Here is a 12,233-nt window from a genome sequence, read left to right as displayed (position 1 = left end):
GCGTTGACCCAAGGCATCTATCTGCAGCGCCAGCCTCGGCTCGCGCCTGCATCGGGATATGGGCGGGCAGTTTATCGGCTATGCGCAATGGCCAAGCCGAGTCGCATGGGAAAGCGCCGGTGATATTCAATTGGATGAACGCTACCGGCAAGCCCGGGAACGAATGCGTGCGACCTTGTTGGCAGATAAAACGCTATTTGAAATGGAAGTGACGGACGATTACCTGCAAATCAGACCGTTTGACTGAGCACAAGCCCACACAGGCGGGCTTGTGGTTGCGGGAGCGAGCAGCATCAATGATGCAGCATCTCATCCACGACTTCTTTAGTTTGCAGTTGGAATGGGTAGTAAGTCGGCCAGTTATCCATCTCTTTCAGCAACGCTTCCTGCGACGTGTTGCCCATAAAGATATGGAAATGCGCCGATTTGCGCGGGCCGATAATGTGATCGCTGAACTGCACGAATTTCGGCGCCAGGCTGCCGGCATCCTGGCATTCAAACAGATAACGCACGCCCTTTTTACCGGAAACATACGTCAGGATCTTATGCCCGGCGTACTTATACTGACAGGCGCTGGATTGGTCACCGCGGTGAAATTCCATGACGCCGTTTTCAATGCCGATGGTATCTACATCGGTGGCGTACCCTTTGCGGTAATACGCCTTCACTTCGGCGAAGGTCTTGCGCTTGTCCTGTGCCGCTTTCTTCTTGAACACCGGGTCAAGATCCCCATTGAGCAGATAGGGATACACGGATTGCCACACCCCCTCCCAATCCGCCAGGTTGCGATCTTTGACGTCCTTATCGTCGAATACACCCGCCTCCGCCTTTTTTTCCACCTCCGTCAGCGGCTTGCCGTGTGAATGATGCCCGTGGGCGCACGCCTGCCCGCTGATAAACAGCGCGGCCAGCGCCACCGCCAGTTTGCCAAAATGCCTCGCCAAAATGCGCTCCTTGTCCGTTACCATGAAAACTAAAAGTTACAATATAACATAACAATTTTCAATCCTTGTCGTGCAACAGGCATTGTGTTGCGCCCCCCTGCCGCAGGGTTATACTCGAAGAGGGAGTGCGGTGCCGCGCCGCCTTCTGCCGGGACGGGCGCCGGATCGACCGCCGTTCGCTCCTTTGCGTACCGGCATTTTTATTTCACTGATTTGCAATGGTTAATTATGACTTGAACTATGCTTGTTACAGGGTCTGCCGTTTGAGCAAGACCCGTGAATAATGAGGGTGCGCTGATGACTACTTCAACACATGAAGAAAAGGTTAAGGATGATAAACGTCTGAGCGATGGACCGGACTGGACGTTCGAACTGCTGCAGGTGTATTTGGAGCAGATTGACCGCGTCGCCAAGCATTACCGACTCGACACTTACCCCCATCAGATCGAGGTGATCACCTCCGAGCAGATGATGGACGCCTATTCGAGCGTCGGCATGCCGATCAACTATACCCATTGGTCCTTCGGCAAGAAGTTCATCGAAACCGAACAGCGCTACAAACAGGGCCAGCAAGGGCTGGCGTATGAAATCGTCATCAACTCCAATCCCTGCATCGCCTACCTGATGGAGGAAAACACCATCACCATGCAGGCGCTGGTGATGGCGCACGCCTGCTATGGCCACAACTCGTTCTTCAAGAATAACTATCTGTTCCGCAGCTGGACCGACGCCAGCTCCATCGTCGATTATCTGCTGTTCGCCCGCCACTACATCAGCCAATGCGAAGAGCGCTACGGCGTCGATGAAGTGGAGCGACTGCTGGACTCCTGCCACGCGCTGATGAACTATGGAGTCGACAGGTACAAGCGCCCGCAGAAAATCTCCCTGGTGGAAGAGAAAGCGCGCCAGAAAAGCCGCGAAGAGTATCTGCAAAGCCAGGTGAATACGTTATGGAAGACCTTGCCACGCGTCGAACGTGAAGAGTCGCCGGAGCAGGCGCGCCGGTATCCGAGCGAACCGCAGGAAAATATCCTCTATTTTATCGAAAAGAATGCACCGCTGCTGGAACCCTGGCAGCGTGAGGTGTTGCGCATCGTGCGCAAAGTCAGCCAGTATTTCTACCCGCAAAAGCAGACTCAGGTGATGAACGAGGGTTGGGCCACCTTCTGGCATTACACCATCCTCAACCATCTGTACGACGAGGGCCGAGTGACCGAGCGGTTTATGCTGGAGTTTTTGCACAGCCACACCAACGTGGTGTATCAGCCGCCGTACAACAGCCCGTACTATAACGGCATCAACCCTTATGCGCTGGGCTTCGCCATGTTCCAGGACATCAAGCGCATCTGCCAATCGCCGACCGAAGAAGACCGCTACTGGTTCCCGGACATCGCCGGAAAAGACTGGCTGGAGACATTGCACTTCGCCATGCGCGACTTCAAGGACGAGAGCTTTATCAGCCAGTTCCTGTCACCCAAAGTGATGCGTGATTTCCGGTTGTTCACCGTGCTGGACGACGATCGCAACAACTATCTGGAGATTGCCGCGATCCATAACGAAGCCGGTTACCGGGCGATCCGCCAGGAGCTGTCGGCGCAATACAACCTGAGCAACCATGAGCCGAACATTCAGATCTGGAACGTGGATCTGCGCGGTGACCGCTCGCTGACATTGCGTTACATCCCGCAGGAACGCGCGCCACTGGATAAGAGCCGCCGCGACGTGTTGAAGCACCTGCATCGCCTGTGGGGCTTCGACGTGATCCTCGAGCAACAAAATGAAGACGGCAGTGTAGAGTTGCTCGATCGCTGCCCGCCGCGGCCTACGCCGCTGTAACCGCCGCAACGACAAAGGGCGCCAAAATGGCGCCCTTTCTTTTTCATTGACTCGCGATTAACGGCGCGCTTCGGTCAGATCGCTCGGCATGGTGCCCTGCATGCTCTGCCAAATCGCCCCGCTGTCCTTACCGTAGTTGCGCACGGTGTCCATCACCTGGTCGTACAGCTTCTCATGGCACAGCGTGGACAGCTTGCTGTAGAAGGTCAGCGCCAGCTTGCGCGCTTCCGGGTTGGAGAAGTAGTAACGGCCCACGCGGGTGTACAGCCCTTTCAGACCGTTGAAGATCAGGCCGTAGATCGGATTGCCGGAAGCGAACGCCAGACCGCGGAAGATCTCGTAATCGAGCAGATTGAAAGCGTCCGCCTGATCTTCAACCTCGGCGGCCTTCGCCAACACTTCCTGGGCCTGCTCCGGATGATTGCGCACCGCGGCGCGAATAAAGATCGACGCGATATTGGTGCGCACGGACAGCAGGTTATCGATCAGCTGAGGGACGCTTTTGTGATCGAGACGAGCCACCGTCTCAAGGATATTGAGGCCGGACGTTTCCCAAAAATTGTTCACTTTGGTCGGTTTGCCATGCTGAATGGTCAACCAGCCATCGCGGGCCAGACGTTGCAACACTTCACGTAACGTGGTGCGCGTGACGCCAATCAACTCCGAAAGCTCACGCTCCGCGGGCAAAATAGAGCCAGGGGGGAAGCGATTATTCCAAATACTCTCAATAATGTACTCTTCCGCGAAACCGGCAGGACTCTGCGCCTTTATGACCATGTGTTTGACGTTCCGTTGCGACGATAAAATCAGTAAAAGTAATCAGCTCATCATACCAGATCGTGCTGACATGACATAGCGTGAGCGAAAAACAATAAACGAAAGTGTGCATAACGTGGCAAAAAACGAGCAAAAATACCGGTCGGAGGAATTTTCTCATGGTAAAACAAGCTCAGGTTGCGCACGCCCCCACCGCATTGTTAGGGTACGTGCTACGACTGATTGAAGGATGCATAGAGCACAATGGAAACAACCCTGCGTAGCGCCCTGCTCAAAAATTTCCTGGGGCAATCTCCCGACTGGTACAAACTGACCATTCTCATTTTTCTGGCGATCAACCCCCTGGTGTTCTTTTTCGCCAGCCCGTTTATCGCGGGTTGGCTGCTGGTGGCCGAGTTCATCTTTACCCTCGCGATGGCGCTGAAATGCTACCCGCTGCTGCCGGGCGGCCTGCTGGCGCTCGAGGCCGTGGCCATCGGCATGACCAGCCCGGTGCAGGTTTCGCAGGAAATCGAACATAATCTGGACGTGTTGCTGCTGCTGATCTTTATGGTGGCCGGCATCTACTTTATGAAGCAGCTGCTGCTGTTCGTGTTCACCAAGCTGCTGCTCAACATCCGTTCGAAAACCCTGCTGTCGCTGGCGTTCTGCCTGGCCGCCGCCTTCCTTTCCGCCTTCCTCGACGCCCTGACGGTCGTGGCGGTAGTGATCAGCGTGGCCACCGGCTTCTATTCCATCTATCACAACGTGACGTCAAACCGCCCTGACGGCGACATTGGCGATGACAGCGATTTTACCGGCGAAGAGCGCAAACAGACGCTGGAGCAATTCCGCGCCTTTCTGCGCAGCCTGCTGATGCACGCCGGCGTCGGCACCGCGCTCGGCGGGGTCATGACCATGGTGGGCGAGCCGCAAAACCTGATCATCGCCAAAAACGCGGGCTGGGGTTTTATCGATTTCTTCCTGCGTATGGCGCCGGTCACGCTGCCGGTGTTGGTGTGCGGCCTGCTGGTGTGTTGGCTGGTAGAACGTTTTCACCTGTTTGGCTACGGCGCGCAGCTACCGGAAGCGGTGCGCGACGTGCTGAAAGAGTATGACCGCAAGGCCACTGCGGGCCGTAGCAAACAAGAACGGCTCAAACTGGTGATGCAGGCGCTGATCGGCGTTTGGCTGGTGCTGGCGCTGGCCTTCCACCTGGCTGAAGTGGGGCTGATTGGCCTGTCGGTGATCGTCCTCGCCACCTCCCTGTGCGGCGTGAACGACGAGCACGCCATCGGCAAAGCGTTCCAGGAAGCGCTGCCGTTCACCGCGCTGCTGACGGTGTTTTTCACCGTGGTCGCGGTCATCATCGAGCAGCACCTGTTCAGCCCGGTGATCCAGTTTGTGCTGCGCGCCGAGCCCGCCTCTCAGCTTTCGCTGTTCTACCTGTTCAACGGCCTGCTGTCGTCGGTTTCCGACAACGTGTTCGTCGGCACGGTTTACATCAACGAGGCGCGCACCGCGCTGGAAACCGGCGCGATCGGGCTGAAGCAGTTCGAGCTGCTGGCGGTCGCCATCAATACCGGTACCAACCTGCCATCGGTCGCCACCCCTAACGGACAGGCGGCGTTTCTGTTCCTCCTGACGTCGGCATTGGCGCCGCTGGTGCGTTTGTCGTATGGCCGCATGGTATGGATGGCCCTGCCTTATACGGTGGTGCTGACGGTGGTTGGCCTGCTGTGCGTCCAGTTCACCTTGGAACCGGCGACCGAGCTGTTGACGCAGTGGCATTGGCTGACGCTGCCGTCCATCGACGCCGTCGGCCACTGAGACGGCGCCGGCAGGGTGAACCGACTATTTTTACGCTGAATCCGGCCCAGGTGGCTGGCAGCGAAGAGGAATTGGTTTACACTGCCGGTTCAATTGCTTACTGCATGGAAGAATCTAGATATGTTGCAATTCTTTAACCGCTGTTCACAAGGACGCGGCGCCTGGCTGCTGATGGCCCTGACAGCGTTGGTGTTGGAACTGGTCGCGCTCTATTTCCAGCACGTTATGCTGCTGCAGCCGTGCGTGATGTGCATTTACGAGCGTTGCGCGCTGTTCGGCATCCTCGGCGCCTCGCTGGTGGGCGCCATCGCGCCGAAAACTCCGCTGCGCTACGCGGCGATCTTGCTGTGGATCTACAGCGCCTGGGAAGGCGTACAGCTGGCGTGGAAGCACACCATGATCCAGTTGCATCCTTCGCCATTCAATACCTGCGATTTCTTCGTCAGCTTCCCGTCCTGGCTGCCGCTGGACAAATGGCTGCCGGCGGTGTTTCACGCTTCCGGTGACTGCTCCGTGCGTCAATGGCAATTCCTGACGTTGGAAATGCCGCAATGGTTGGTCGGCATCTTCGGTGCCTATCTGTTGGTGGCGCTGATTGTGCTGGTCGCGCAGTTTGTTCGCCCACGCCGCCGCGACCTGTTCGGCCGCTGATCGGCAGACAAACAAAAAACGGCGCCGGAAGGCGCCGTTTTTTTAGTTATTGCTGTCACATTCCGAGATAAAGCCACCTCAGGTATGTGTAAGGAAGTAAACGAGCACGATCAGCGCTCCAGCTACGGCAAACAGGCGGATCATTTTCATTGTTATACTCTCGAACTTGCGGGAGAGCGGCCAAATTACCCAACTTATCGTTTAAAAAGAAGCATCCCGGCACGGCTAAGGGCGTAATTTACATAACATTAAACTTCTGCCATATCGGCGACTAAAAACAGGCCGCTCTGGCACATACCTTTCAGCCTTCGAGCATCAATAAATTACCGTTACTTATGAACGACTGCACCTTTGTCACATTCAGAGCACAATATTTTGGTGAAGTTTACCCATAAAATCCTTATAGTATCGGCAAAGTGAGTACTACCGATTTCCCTGGTGTTGTTGTGTGTCTTGCCCCTCATCTTTGCAGGGGCTTTTTTCCCCTCTTCCCCCCTCACGCAAGCCCTTACCATCGTTAAATAAATTGTTGGAATTTCTCTCTATCCGGCACCAAGCATCAACGCCATTCGCGCACTAAAGATTAAAATCGTTCGCGATGCTTTCCCTATGCTGAATGACGTGTTGACTTTCGCCCTTTCTTCCTGTGAGCCAGGTTTTGGCTGACTACAGCACATCATATGACATCAAGGACACGATACTATGCCGGATACCACATTGCCGCCTTCGTCTCAGCGCCCCTTCCTGCGGCGCATGCTGCTCAAAGCCGGGAAAAAATTCCTGCGCTGGAACGGCGAATTTCAGACTCGCCATTCGCTCATCTCCACCACGCCGCGGATCGGCAATCATGAATTTAATTGGGTGACGGCGCTGGAAGCCCGTTGGCCGGCCATTCGCGAGGAGTTGGATCGGTTGCTGGAACACCCGGAGGATATCCCAGCGTTCCACCAAATATCACCGGATCAGAAACGCATCTCTAAAGGCGATAACTGGAAAACCTTCGGGCTGTTTGTCTACGGGCAACGGGTTGATGAAAACTGCGCCATCTGCCCGCGCACAGCAGAGGCGGTCAGCGAGATCCCCGGCATGCGCACCGCCATGTTTTCGATTCTTAAACCGCACTATCACATCGTGCCTCACAAAGGCCCGACTCGAGCCGTCGTGCGTGCGCATCTGGGATTGATCGTGCCAAAGGATCGGGACAAGCTCTGGATCCGCGTTGACGACCAAATTCTGCACTGGGATGAAGGCAAGGTGATTTTGTTTGATGATTCCTACGAACACGAAGTTCGCAATGATACCGACGAGCTGCGCGCTGTGCTGTTTCTCGATGTCGACCGGCCAATGGACAAAGTGGGTACGGTGGTGAATAAACTGCTGTTCAGCCTGATCAAGGCCAGCCCGTATGTGAAGCAGCCGCTGAAAAATCTGGCTAACTGGCATCGCCGCGACAAAAAAGCGTGAAGCAAGAGTCTCATGCGCGTGAGCTCAATAGCCAAGAGGGCGGGATGTCTTAACACGCCGCCCTCTGGCATTAAAACTCGTGTTGCCGAGCAACATCTGTCAAGGCATCCGCGTTACCTGGCCCAGTCCGGCTTGTTGAGGATATGATCCTGCCAGTCCACCACTTCGCTCTCGCGCACCGCAATATGCCGCACCGTGATGCGCTCGCCGTGCATCGCCGCTTTGGAGCCGCTGATCAGCGGGTGCCAGGGAAACAGCGGCTTGCCTTCGCCGATCAGGCGATAGGCGCAGGTCGGCGGCAGCCAATCGAAGGTAGTGAGGTTCTCGCGCGTCAGTTTGATGCAGTCTTCTTCCAGCTCGAAGCGCCGCTCATAGTTACGGCATTGGCAGGATTTGATGTTGAGCTGGTTGCAGGCTACGTTGGTAAAATAAATCTCGTCGGTATCTTCGTCGATCAGCTTATTCAAACAGCATTGCCCGCACCCGTCGCACAGCGATTCCCACTCTTGTTCTGACATTTCCGCCAGCGTTTTCTGTTGCCAAAAAGCGAGTTGTGACATGTTAGCGTCCGGTTTCGGTAAATGGATAAGTCACCTGCGCACAGGTTCGAGGGGGGACTATATAGACATATTAGCGGCAAGATGCAAGCTTTGCCGCCGACGATGCCGGCGGCGAAGAGAGGTCAGATCACCCGGGTGCTGAGCGTTTTGCCGTTCAGGCTGATTTTCAACATGTCGCCGGAGGCCATCGGGCCCACGCCCTGCGGCGTGCCGGTCAGGATGATGTCGCCGGCGCGCAGCGTGAAGAAGCGGCTCATGTAGCTGATAAGCGGCAGAATTGGCGTGATCATGTCGCGCGTATTGCCCTGCTGGCGCAATTGATCGTTGACGGTCAACGACAGCTCGGCGTTTTGCGGATCGCCGAATTCCGCCACCGGGATAAATCCCGACATCGGGCAGGAACCGTCGAAGGCCTTGGCCTTTTCCCACGGCTGGCCAGCCTTTTTAAAGCCTGCTTGCAGATCGCGCAGCGTCAGATCGAGCGCCACGCCATAACCGGCGATCGCCCGCGCAACGCGATCTTCGTTGGCCTGTTTCAACGGTGTGCCGATCAATACCGCCAGCTCCACCTCATGATGCACCGCACCGAACTCTTTGGGGATGGCCACCGGCTGGCGAATATCGCACAACGCCGTTTCCGGTTTGATAAACACCACCGGTTCGACGGACGCCGCGCTGCCCATTTCCTTGATATGATCGGCGTAGTTGCTGCCGACGCAGACCACCTTGTTCACCGGGAAATCGAGCAGCGAACCCTGCCAGTCTCTATGTTGATACATACCGCTTCTCCCAAACTGTAGAGGCTTGGCGCGCCAAGCCGATTATTGGTGTGCCGGATCAATGCCCGATCGCGTCTGCCATCATACCCACGGCGAGGGCGAAATAGTAAGAGCGATTCCAGTGCATGAGGGTGCGGAAATTATCATAGACCAGGAACGTCCGCCCCTGCAGATCATCCGGCGCGATAATCCAACCGCGCTGCACGGCATGCGGCAACGCACTGCCATCCGCACGGCGCACGCCGCGTTTCTGCCAGTCGTTGACGCTGCGCGCCTGCGCGTCTTTCAAACCCAGTTCGGTCGGATTGAAGCCGGCGGGCAGTTTGACCTCGCGCCCCCAGCCGATGCCGGGCTGCCAGCCCTCTTTGGACAGATAGCTGGCTGTAGACGCGAAAACGTCGTCAATGTTGTTCCAGATATCGATGCGCCCGTCGCCGTCGCCATCCGCCGCGTAGCGCAAGAAGGAGCTCGGCATAAACTGGCATTGCCCCATCGCGCCGGCCCAGGAGCCTTTCAGCGGCGTATCGCCGACGTGCCCCTGCTCGACTATCTGCAGCGCCGCCATCAGTTCCTGGCTGAAAAAAGCTTCACGGCGCCCTTCAAACGCCAAGGTCGCCAGCGCAGACACCACGTCTTCCCGCCCCTGAATCTTGCCGTAGGCGCTCTCCATCCCCCACAACGCGATGATATAACGCCCTGGCACCCGATAGCGCTCGCTGGCCCGCAACCATTGCGCATGGCGCTGCCGATACCGTTCTCGCCCCTGGCGCACCTTGGCGGGTGACATCACCCGCCGCAGGTAATCGTCCAGGGTGATCTTCTGCTCCGGCTGATTGCGATCGGCCTTGATCACTCGATCGACGAAGTGGATTTGCGCAAACGCGCGATCAAGAGTCGCCTGACTGATGCCCTGTTCCCGCGCCCGGCGCTTAAGTTGATCGACATACGCCGGGAACTGCGCCGGATCGCGGCCGCTCGCCGCCAGCGTCGTCTCCTGCGCCGCCTGCGATGCGCCGGGCATCAGCACTCCGCCCAGCGCCAACCAGGCGGCCAATACGGTCTTTCTCGCCGAACGTGTCATCGCGCCTCCCCTGGCCGTGGCGACTGTCTCAGGCCTTATCGCCCGCCAGATGCTGATTAAGCAGGTTTTCAACCGGCGGCGGGAACTGCAGATAATAGCCTTCGTCTTTCAACGCCTGCTTCACCTTTTCGATATCCGCCGAGGCCAATTTCTTGCGCTCATCGAGCGACAGCATCATGGCGAATTGCGGCACGCCGAAACTTTTCATCAGCTCTTCCGGCACACGAGAGAAATCGTCTTTTTTTTCGACATAAAGATAAGTTTGATCGCGTTTCGGGCTTCTATAGATCACACAAAGCATTTTTTTAACTCTATTTAATTGAGGGAGCGTCTTGCCTGGATATAACTCTGACTATAACATGCTTATAGTACATCGGAATATCGCACCCCGAGTGGTATTCCGGGGATTTAAAGTTGCTGAGACTGAGTCAGGATAGATGTCACAATCGCCAATTGAGCTAAAAGGCAGCAGTTTTACCCTATCGGTTGTTCATTTGCATAATTCGCAGCCCGAGGTAATACGCCAGGCGTTACAGGAAAAAGTTGAGCAAGCGCCCGCTTTTCTGAAAAACGCTCCTGTTGTTATCAACGTCGCAACGCTGGAAGGCGATGCGAACTGGAAAGAACTTCAACAGGCTGTCGCGGCGGCAGGTCTGCGCGTTGTGGGTATCAGCGGTTGCAGAGATGAGCGTCAAAAGCGCGCGATAGCCCGCGCAGGGCTGCCGCTGCTGAGCGAAGGCAAAGGCCAGAAAATGGCGGCGCCGGAGCCTGCGCCAGCGCCTGTGGTGGCGGATAACGCCCCCGCCAAAACGCGCATCATCAGTACGCCTGTCCGTTCCGGCCAACAGATTTACGCCCGCAACAGCGATCTTATCGTGACCAGCAGCGTCAGCGCCGGCGCCGAACTGATTGCCGACGGCAATATTCATGTCTACGGCATGATGCGCGGTCGCGCACTGGCAGGCGCGTCAGGCGACACGCAATGTCAGATTTTTTGCACCCACCTGGCGGCTGAGCTAGTCTCTATCGCAGGGCAGTACTGGTTGAGCGACCAAATCCCGTCCGATTACGTCGGGCAGGCCGTACGACTCAGCCTGTTGGATAACGCTTTAACCATACAACCTTTAAATTAAGCCCTTTTGACAAGGAATCCATTTCATGGCACGCATTATTGTTGTTACATCGGGTAAAGGGGGCGTTGGCAAGACCACTTCGAGCGCGGCCATCGCTACCGGCCTGGCCCAGAAAGGCAAGAAAACCGTCGTGATCGATTTCGATATCGGTCTGCGTAATCTTGACCTGATCATGGGCTGCGAACGTCGGGTAGTTTATGATTTCGTGAACGTGATTCAGGGCGATGCCACGCTGAATCAGGCGTTGATCAAAGACAAACGCACTGAAAACCTCTATATCCTGCCAGCTTCGCAGACACGCGACAAAGACGCGTTGACCCGCGAAGGCGTTGAAAAAATCCTCAACGATCTCGGCGAGATGGATTTTGACTTCGTGGTCTGCGACTCACCGGCCGGTATCGAAACCGGTGCGCTGATGGCGCTGTATTTCGCCGACGAAGCTATCATCACCACCAACCCGGAAGTGTCTTCGGTACGCGACTCCGACCGTATCCTGGGCATTCTCTCTTCCAAATCACGCCGCGCCGAGAAAGGCGAATCGCCTATCAAGGAACACCTGCTGCTGACCCGTTATAACCCGGGCCGCGTCAGCCGTGGCGACATGCTGAGCATGGAAGACGTGCTGGAAATCCTGCGCATTCCGCTGGTGGGCGTGATCCCGGAAGACCAGTCCGTGCTGCGCGCTTCCAACCAGGGTGAGCCTGTCATTCTGGATGCCGAGTCAGACGCCGGTAAGGCGTATGACGATACCGTTTGCCGCTTGTTGGGGGAAGAACGCCCATTCCGCTTCATTGAAGAAGAGAAGAAGGGTTTCCTGAAACGCCTTTTTGGGGGATAAACCATGGCCTTATTAGACTTCTTTCTGTCCCGCAAAAAACAGACAGCCAATATAGCCAAGGAACGGCTGCAGATTATCGTCGCAGAGCGTCGCCGCGGGGACAGTGAGCCCCCGTATCTGCCTGATCTGAAACGCGATATTCTGGCGGTTATTTGCAAATACATTCAGATCGATCCTGAAATGCTGCACGTGCAGTTCGAGCAGAAAGGGGACGATATTTCGGTACTTGAACTTAACGTGACATTGCCGGAATCGGAAGAAGCAGCTAAATGATTGCGACGCATTAATTACCCCCTGTATATTTTATGCAGGGGGTAACTGTATGTGCATCCAGTTATTAAGCTTTATCGGTAGCAAAAAA

General features: G+C 56.1%; 14 protein-coding genes. 8 read left to right on the top strand and 6 right to left on the bottom strand.

Features of this window, described 5'->3' with window-relative positions; translation table 11 throughout:
• Positions 1-58: 58 nt before the first annotated feature.
• Positions 59-247: a hypothetical protein gene (locus CRO23_RS25265; RefSeq protein ID WP_240323800.1), complete on the top strand. Its 189-nt coding sequence runs from the start codon at positions 59-61 to the stop codon at positions 245-247.
• A gap of 46 nt (positions 248-293) precedes the next feature.
• On the opposite strand, the gene zinT is transcribed toward CRO23_RS25265, so the two are convergent.
• Positions 294-944: a metal-binding protein ZinT gene (gene zinT, locus CRO23_RS10320; protein WP_016927461.1), complete on the bottom strand. Its 651-nt coding sequence runs from the start codon at positions 942-944 to the stop codon at positions 294-296.
• Between the two features lie 297 nt (positions 945-1,241).
• Here zinT and CRO23_RS10315 point away from each other — a divergent pair, with 297 nt between their 5' ends.
• A complete protein-coding gene (locus tag CRO23_RS10315) occupies positions 1,242-2,780 on the top strand; it encodes a SpoVR family protein (RefSeq protein ID WP_079451427.1) in 1,539 nt (512 codons plus the stop codon).
• 57 nt (positions 2,781-2,837) lie between these two features.
• Here CRO23_RS10315 and fadR read toward each other — a convergent pair whose 3' ends face one another.
• On the bottom strand, positions 2,838-3,557 hold the full coding sequence (gene fadR, locus CRO23_RS10310) for a fatty acid metabolism transcriptional regulator FadR (RefSeq protein WP_025303107.1): 720 nt from the start codon (positions 3,555-3,557) through the stop codon (positions 2,838-2,840).
• 243 nt (positions 3,558-3,800) lie between these two features.
• Here fadR and nhaB point away from each other — a divergent pair, with 243 nt between their 5' ends.
• From nhaB to CRO23_RS10295, 3 genes are all read left to right on the top strand, one after another.
• A complete protein-coding gene (gene nhaB / locus CRO23_RS10305) occupies positions 3,801-5,366 on the top strand; it encodes a sodium/proton antiporter NhaB (RefSeq protein ID WP_049298923.1) in 1,566 nt (521 codons plus the stop codon).
• A gap of 120 nt (positions 5,367-5,486) precedes the next feature.
• Positions 5,487-6,017, top strand: a complete 531-nt coding sequence (gene dsbB / locus CRO23_RS10300) for a disulfide bond formation protein DsbB (RefSeq protein ID WP_033640107.1) — start codon at positions 5,487-5,489, stop codon at positions 6,015-6,017.
• Positions 6,018-6,719: 702 nt separating this feature from the next.
• Positions 6,720-7,481 (top strand): aspartyl/asparaginyl beta-hydroxylase domain-containing protein, encoded by a 762-nt coding sequence (locus tag CRO23_RS10295; RefSeq protein ID WP_079451429.1) that lies wholly within the window; start codon positions 6,720-6,722, stop codon positions 7,479-7,481.
• A 113-nt stretch (positions 7,482-7,594) separates the two neighbouring features.
• Here the strand turns inward: CRO23_RS10295 and CRO23_RS10290 are convergent, their stop codons facing one another.
• From CRO23_RS10290 to CRO23_RS10275, 4 genes are all read right to left on the bottom strand, one after another.
• Entirely contained in the window at positions 7,595-8,041 is a 447-nt protein-coding gene (locus tag CRO23_RS10290; RefSeq protein WP_004932284.1) for a YcgN family cysteine cluster protein, read from the bottom strand.
• A gap of 122 nt (positions 8,042-8,163) precedes the next feature.
• The gene (locus CRO23_RS10285; RefSeq protein WP_016927455.1) at positions 8,164-8,820 is read right to left on the bottom strand and encodes a fumarylacetoacetate hydrolase family protein; all 657 of its coding nucleotides are present in this window, start codon (positions 8,818-8,820) and stop codon (positions 8,164-8,166) included.
• Positions 8,821-8,878: 58 nt separating this feature from the next.
• Positions 8,879-9,901 (bottom strand): lytic murein transglycosylase, encoded by a 1,023-nt coding sequence (locus tag CRO23_RS10280; protein ID WP_049299183.1) that lies wholly within the window; start codon positions 9,899-9,901, stop codon positions 8,879-8,881.
• Between the two features lie 28 nt (positions 9,902-9,929).
• Positions 9,930-10,202: a YcgL domain-containing protein gene (locus CRO23_RS10275; protein ID WP_004932294.1), complete on the bottom strand. Its 273-nt coding sequence runs from the start codon at positions 10,200-10,202 to the stop codon at positions 9,930-9,932.
• Positions 10,203-10,338: 136 nt separating this feature from the next.
• Here CRO23_RS10275 and minC point away from each other — a divergent pair, with 136 nt between their 5' ends.
• Genes minC through minE form a run of 3 tightly spaced genes read left to right on the top strand, consistent with a single transcriptional unit; the run spans position 10,339 to position 12,145 of the window.
• Complete coding sequence (gene minC / locus CRO23_RS10270) at positions 10,339-11,034, top strand: septum site-determining protein MinC (protein WP_004932297.1); 696 nt, start codon at positions 10,339-10,341, stop codon at positions 11,032-11,034.
• A gap of 25 nt (positions 11,035-11,059) precedes the next feature.
• The gene (gene minD / locus CRO23_RS10265) at positions 11,060-11,872 is read left to right on the top strand and encodes a septum site-determining protein MinD (RefSeq protein WP_016927452.1); all 813 of its coding nucleotides are present in this window, start codon (positions 11,060-11,062) and stop codon (positions 11,870-11,872) included.
• 3 nt (positions 11,873-11,875) lie between these two features.
• Positions 11,876-12,145, top strand: a complete 270-nt coding sequence (gene minE / locus CRO23_RS10260) for a cell division topological specificity factor MinE (RefSeq protein WP_004932303.1) — start codon at positions 11,876-11,878, stop codon at positions 12,143-12,145.
• Positions 12,146-12,233: the final 88 nt, after the last annotated feature.

The sequence above is a fragment of the Serratia sp. JKS296 genome, from assembly GCF_900215445.1.
GTDB classification, from domain to species: Bacteria; Pseudomonadota; Gammaproteobacteria; order Enterobacterales; family Enterobacteriaceae; genus Serratia; species Serratia marcescens.
This window is presented reverse-complemented; position numbering and strand designations above follow the sequence as displayed.